The organism is Moraxella catarrhalis, from assembly GCF_001656295.1.
Classification (GTDB): domain Bacteria; phylum Pseudomonadota; class Gammaproteobacteria; order Pseudomonadales; family Moraxellaceae; genus Moraxella; species Moraxella veridica.
Window position 1 is genome coordinate 65,174 of record NZ_LXHE01000025.1, and the last position, 7,593, is coordinate 72,766.

1 protein-coding gene is annotated in these 7,593 nt (G+C 45.0%); it reads right to left on the minus strand.

All coding sequences use genetic code 11. From position 1 onward, the window contains the following. Complete coding sequence (locus AO382_RS10020; RefSeq protein ID WP_319822939.1) at window positions 1–7,569, minus strand: DNA/RNA non-specific endonuclease; 7,569 nt, start codon at window positions 7,567–7,569, stop codon at window positions 1–3. Window positions 7,570–7,593: the final 24 nt, after the last annotated feature.

Below are 7,593 nucleotides of genomic sequence, written 5' to 3' on the forward strand. Positions count from 1 at the left end.
TTAATTTCCTGTTGATGTGTTTTTTAAAGTTTGACTATCAAGTTTTACATCATTAATAACTTGATTAATAACAAAACTCTCAGGTCGCTTACTATTTCCTGAATATATAGGTTGAATTTTAACTTGTACTTTTCCTCCTGCTTGCAATGTCTTTTTCCATTGCTGCTCCAGTTTATACCACTCTCCACCAGCGCCATTTAATTTAGCATCCATAGGCACTAAATTAATAGCCTCACCAGGACCACCGAATATCGAGGCAATTAAATGTCCGCCACAATCACTTTCTTGACGACATGAACCACCTGCAATACGCTGTTGGTAGGCGTTTCTATTCCAGGGATCTATTCTTAGGTCAGCACTTACTTCTTTGACTCGTTTTTGTGCATCTGTTGTATATTGAAAACCATTGTCAAAACGATAAATACTATTTGCTTGCGGCTTATTGGCTAACTGACTCCATTGGTTTGTTCGTCCTCGCTGTAGTTCAACAACTGCCTGTTCAACTTTTTTGCCCGCTGAAGTCAGTTTGTTCGATTTATATAGAGCTGCAGCCTCTTCAAACAGTTTCTTTGCTAAACCATAGCCTTTTGTTGCAGCTCGTTCAGCAGGAATCGCAGAGGCGATTGCTAAAGCTTTTTCACTTAAATTTTCAGCATTGTAATAATCTACGCCAGCACCATAAGGTGAGATAACGAATTTGGCAGCTTCATTTAAAATAACTAGCTGTTTCCACTCAGCTTCTCTAAAGGCTTTATCCCATTCAGGATCATTACTACGCAGTTCATGCTCTCGCATAATTTCCAAACGGATTTCTTCAATTTGGTTGTTCTCCACCCCCACTTTCCCAACCTCAACTGCATTCACCGTATCGGTGACATTACCGCCCGTTGTGGTATATGCGGTTGCAACAGTGGCTAGGTTTAGAATGCTTGTGATGGTGTCTTTCTGGTCTTGGTTAAGTTCGCTTGGGTCTTTGGTATTAAATAAGAAGCCTGATAAGGCAGGAGCGACCGCTTCACTGGTTGCACCTGATAGAGCACCTGTTGCAATGTCATTACCCGTGGCATAACTTACCGCAGCACCTAGTATGGCATGAGCCAGTAGATGATTAGCTGATTGCTCTTCTGGTCTATTACCATTGTCTAATTGGTTTAGTGCTTTATTACCTTTAAAGTATTGCCCAATCTGATAAGCAAGCTCTGGGCTTGCTGCTCTTGAGACATCCCCTATGATACCGTTTGAGTTGGGGGCGTACAAGGCGGAGGTGATGCCATCGAAGAGTTTTAGGTTATCGTCTATTTGCTTGGCTTTGGTTTCAAGTTCTGTTTTTCTTGGATCATCATCTGCTAAATCTTTGGCTTGGTTACGGTAGTCTTCTGCTTTTTGAGAAAATTCACTTCTAATGGCACGGCGTTCAGTATCAAATGCTTGAGTAATAGTCACCTGAGTATTTAACTCTTTAAGTGCTTGCTCTTTGTTAAAGTCATTGGTGATGATTGGGTTAAGCTGGTTTTGAACTTCTTTTTGTTTGAAATTCTCTGTATTGATATGGCTAAGCCCTGCTTGGTCAGTGATGGCAGTGTGGGTGGTACTGGTTTTATGAGTTGGGTCTATTTTACCATAACCAATGCCTTGTAGGGCAGGTTTGGCTTTGTCATCTGGATTGCTGGTGTCTGCACCAATGCCGATGCTGATGGCATCACCTTCATAATTTAAGTGATTTTCAATGTCTTGGGTTTGGATACCTTGGGCAAATTGGGTTTGGTTTTTACCTGCATCGGTGATGAAATAGCCACCAGTGAACTTGCTTTTGCCTTGTACTTGTAAAGTGGATTCTTTGGTTTTGATACCGGTTTGGTTGGTGACTTGGGCATAGCTTGCATTGGCGTTTGTGTTACCACCAGTGATACTGGCAGATTGTGGTGTGCCTTGGAAGCTGACATCAAGATTGCCACCTACTTGGGTTTGATTGCTGTTGTATTGATAAGTATCTTGACGGCTTTTGACGATGAGATCTTTGCCGACTGTACCTGTTAGGTATGTGGTGTCAAGATTGGCACCATCTAGGATAAGACTGCCACCAATGTCATTGACGGTTGTGCCGCCGACAGTGACTTGGGTATTGGTGTGGGTTGTAGCACTCTCTTGGGTGTTACCTTTTGCTTTGTTGGCATTGATGGTAAAGCCAGCAGAGTTTGAGCTTAGCCCATCGGTGCTAAGATTGGCAGAAGCATAAACACCAAAGCCTGCGCCTTTGCTGCTATTTTGGCTGTCTTGGGTGCTAGTTTGGGTTGAGGCTTGATAGATGACACTGCCTTCGACTTGATTGTATAGGTTTTGTCTGGCTGTGATGTTTGAACCTGTGATGGTGACCGTGCTGTCAGCACCTTTGCCTTTGACATCAAAGATCAGATTGCCCTCAGCATAAACATTGGCAGCGTCATTGGTCTCTTGATGGCTGTGGCTGCTGCTTTTGGTGGTTTGACTGCCGATGGTCGCCTGAGCTCTCATGCTACCAAAGTTTTTGTTGTGTAGATTGTTGGTAAGGGTGGAAGCTTTAGAAGCGCCTGCAGCTGCTGCCATGATTGTCATGCGCCGAGAGTCGGTGTCTTTGGCAGCATCTGTTAGCTTATCTAAGCTTTGGACATCACTGACAAGACTGCTGGAGACGCCGGCAGTTAGCCCTGAGGTTTTTTGGCTAAAGCTGTGTGTATTGGCAGCGGTGGCATTTTGACTTGTGATATTGACAGCTTGTGACTTAAACAAGATATTGCCTGTATTGGCATCAGTCTCATCTTTTTGGGCGATGATGTCACTGTTGATGACATCAGTGTCATCGCCTGCTTCAAGGCGGATATTGCCCCCTGTCGTACCAATCACCGAGCCTGTGTAGGTGACTTGCTCATAGGCATCGTTCTGACGAGTTTGCTGTTTGCCTAGTGTAACAGAAGTTGGCGAAGTGGCAAATAAGCCTTTTTTTGAGACCTCGTGGCTACTATGCCCGCTCGCATTATCTTCAGCAGAGCCGATAAGCAGCTGATTATCAGCCTTAATCAGAATGTCCTTATCTGCCAAGACTTCGGTTGAGATTAGGCTGGTGTTTACACCTTGAATGACGACTTCATTACCACCAACTTGACTTATTAGGCTCTTGTCACTGTACTGTCCAAAGCTAGACTGCTCAGTTTTACTGCCTGTTAGGCGACGATTGGTGAATTGGCTGGCACTTTGCACGCTTTGGGTAGCACGGCCTTCAGTGATGCTAACATCCCCCGTCGCCATAACAGCAGTTATACCCCTTGACTGCAGGTTTAAGCCTTTCATGGTGATGTTGGCAGTATCACCTGTGGTTTTGATGAGGGTATTGCCAGCACTGGTGATGGTTGACCCTACATCTTGTGTTTGACTGTAGCTAAAGTAGTTATTGCTATCTGCCACAGCACTGATATGATTGCTTACGGTAACAGTGCCAATGTCAATGCCGTTTTGGGCAGTCATTTGGGTGCTGCCGCCTGCGTTGTCTGATGTGGCACCTTGATAGATGATCTGGTTGCCACGCAGACTTAGGGTGGTTAATGGTTTGCCGTTTTCATCTGTACTGTCTTTTAGTCCTGTGCCTACGCTGATGGTGGCAATTTGGCTAATATCGGTGCGACTACTGCTACTTCTGCCTTGCGTGTTTGTTTGGGTGGTGGTTAGACTTTGGTTGATGATGCGGTTTTTGGCATCAAGACCCATGGCACTGTTGGCATACATGGTGCCATGGTTGGTGATGTCATTGTTTGCTTTGATGGCGACAAAGTTGCCATAAATGGTGCCTGTATTATTGACATTATTTGCGGTAATGGCAGCAGTATCTTTGGCGATGAGGTTGCCATTGTTATCTAAATTGCCTGTCAGCTGCATGTCAATATTTCTTGCTGAGACAGCACTGTATCTACCATCAGGGGTAAGTGTGCCTGTCGCAATGTTGGCAGATCTAAGATACAGCTTGGGTACCAGAACATCTTGGGTTTTGGTGATGCTATTGCCATCTTTGTCTTTGATGGTGTAGGTGATAGACTCTTTCACCAGCCAAACGATGTCAGTAGTAAGATTTGCCATCTGATCGGCAGTGAGTGCGTTGCCAAGCGTGTAGCCGAACTGTTTGGCTGCCGTGATGCCATTATCCATTAAGGCTTTGTAGGCTTCTTCGTTACTGTGATAATCGGTGTTGATGTGTCTGCCTGTCAGTAGATAATACTGATCTTTAATACGAGCTTGTTCACCATAGCCATCAGAGAGGCGTTTGTGGATGTGATTTGGGTCTGATTGTAATGCTTTTAGCATATAATCAGACGATAGCCACTGTTTGTAATCGGTGAACGCAGGGTCAGTTTGGATCAGTGGCAAGTTAGGGTCGTCAGCAGTGATGATGTATAAGGCTGAAGTTGGTAAGGTGATGGTGTCATCATTGACATCCTTGATGATGGTAGAGACATCATTGCCTGTCGCTGGTTTATCAATACCTGTGCTACTTGGTGTACTGTTGATGGTGGCGTTTAAGATGGGCAGCTGATACGTTGCTAGTGGCGCAAAGGATTGTGTAAATATGCCGCTAGCAATATCCACACGCTTGTGCCTGCGACCTGCACCAGATGAGACCACTGTACGACTGACATATCGACCATTTTCAGTGACTTTGGTTTTTTCACCATACAAACCATTGTCAGGTGTTTGAATGACTCTATCACCAAGCACTGCAAAGCCTAAACCTGCATTCATTTGGCTTTTATCATTAATTAAGGTGTCGCCATGAATGATAAGATTTTGTCCCGCTACCATACGAGCAGGGTCAGAAGTCAGAGTTTTGTCTTCATAGACAACAAAGTCTACCGTGATTTCATCAATCTCTTCACCAACACGATAATAGCGTCCGTTTTCTTGCTTGACATACAAAGCGCCAGTCGGTGCACCTTTTTTACTGGTTGGACCTAAATACGCTTCATCGGTGGTGTAGATGTTTAGGGCTAAATCCACATCGCTTTTATTTTTGTTAAATTGGCGGTTGTATGCTCTAAATTGCTCGCGATTGCGATAAAGTGTTTGCCTGTAAACAGATTCTGCTTCTACCTTAACCGTATGCTTTTTAAAGTCAGCATTGGTGTTTAGCAAGGTTTTGGTGTCAACTTGCATCTCCCCACCAGACTCAATGGTTGCGCCTTTATTAACAACCGTCTCTGCTTTGCCTGCAGCTTGCTGATTGTCATCTAGACTACCGCCAATGTGCAGACTACCCAAGCTTGTGATTAAAGCCTGATTGTCAAAGCCGTCATTGAATTTACCCGCTCTGTCAGGGTTGGGGTGGTTGTTTAAGTGATTCACACCAATATCCAGACGCTGTCTGGCAGCGATGACAGGGGCAGTGTGGTGAGTATCGATATCTTTGGCTTTTGCTGGTGTGTTATTGAGCGTGTCAGCTTGGATGGCAAGCTGTGTGCCATAGATACGACCACCTGACTGATTGTTGATTGTATCCTTGGCTTTAATAACCGTGGTTTCGCTGTTGATTAAACCTTGGTTTGTGATATCCGTTTGGCTAGTAATCTGTGTGTGATTGCCGCTTGTGATGATACCTGCTTGCGTGTTATCAATGTGATTGGCATTCAGTGTTAATGTTTGACCTGCGGTCAATTGGCTTTGATTAATCAGCTTACCACTTGTTGTAAACGCTAAGCGATTGGCAACAAGCTTATCTTGATCGGTATGGGTATAGTCCACTTGTTGGGTGATGGTAAGTGTATCAGCCGTGATGATGCCACCGTTTTGTAGCTCTTTGGCAGTAATGTCTGTTTGCTTTGCTGCAGTGATGCTACCACCTTGATTGATGATGTTGTCTTTGGCGACAAGTGTGATATCGGTGCCGCTTGTTAGGCTACCGCCTGTGTTGATGATGGCAGATTCACTGCCAATCACCATGCCATTTTTGGCAGTGATGCTGCCTTTGGTATTATCAAAGCTCTTTAATTGCCAGTTGATCTCATCTAAGGCGATTTTACTGTCGGTGTTGGTCAGGGTGTTGGTATTTAGGCTTTGTGCATCGATGGATGCTTGCTTGGTGTTACTGGTCTGATTAGCCGTGATGGTAATATCACCTGTGGCTGTGATGAGTGCTTGATCGTTTGTGTTGTGAATACGATTGGTAGCAATGATATGGCCACGAGCATTTGGGATGGGTTTGGTTTGTGCGTTTGCACCAGAGTCACTTAAAGCAGGTGGCTGTGGGTCTGTCCCCAAATTACCTGTACTGCCTGCCGTACTGTCTTTCGGCTGATTGCTAATACTGCCAGCACTTTGATCACTGCTTGGGGCAGAGGGTGTAGGGATACTGGTTTGTCCATACAGGCTTTGACCAATCACCGCTTTATCAATGTTGATCAGTGTATCGGTCGTGATATCAAGCTTACCTGTACCGGTTTGGATAAGCTGACCGGTGTTATTCAGCTTATCAGTATTCACTTGCAAAACACCGCCATAGACACTGCCACGGTTTTCAATCGCTTCTTTGGCTGCAATCTTGGCGGTTTGGGTGCTGTGAATGATGCCTGTGTTATTAAGACTTGCGGTATTGATGGCAATGTCTGCTTGCTTGCTTAACAGTATGCCGTTGTTTTGAGTAGTGCTGCCATGGGTGTTGATGGTGACAGCATCTTTGGCTAGGATTTTACCGGTATTGACCAGATTGCCTTGGCTGTCCAAGGTGAGCGTACCAGCACCAAGCTGTTGTCCACTACCTGTGGCTGTAATGACCCCTTGGTTATTGACCCCAAAGCCTTTGTCAGTGCCGATAAGATGGATTTTACCTGCATACATCCCACCAAGATTTGAGATGTCCAATGCCAAGGTTGGCGTAGCGCCTTGTTGCTCCTTATTGGTGGTTTGATTGGCAGATGATGTGCTTGTTTGTTTATTGATGGCAGTTAATTGTGTGAAATCGCCATCTTGAAGATGGACACTGTTTTCACCTAGAATAACATCAAGTTGTCTGCCAGCATAGATTTCATCATTAATCTGCACAGCTTTGGCAATGAGTGCGGCATAATCCGTGCCTTGTAGGTTTAATTTGCCATGGGCGGCAATATGACCTGTGCCAACCTCATAACCTGTCACTTGTCCTTGATTAACTTGGCTGTTTGCTGCTGCCAGATGCACATTAGCTGCATTGATAAACCCAGCACCATTGATGACAAGCCCTGATGGATTGGCAATGATGACATCGGCTTTTTTGCCTGCCACTTCAATAAAGCCACCCAAATGACTTGGGTTGTTGGAATTGACTTGGTTTAAGATGGTAGAAGCTTCCCCACGAGCCATATAGGGGTTAGCCGCCACAAAGCCTGCGATTTGGGTACCCACCGCTTTACGGTTGTTATTTAATACAGCACCTGTGCTACCCACATCAAACTGGCTGTAATGATTATTGGATAAGCCACGAGCATTAGGCGTGGCGATATTGACAGAAACCACACCACTTGCGGTGTTTAATACAATCGGCTGTAAGGCTTTATCAGCGGATTTATCTGCAATGATGGTGGTGGGGGTGTTGGCATGGGC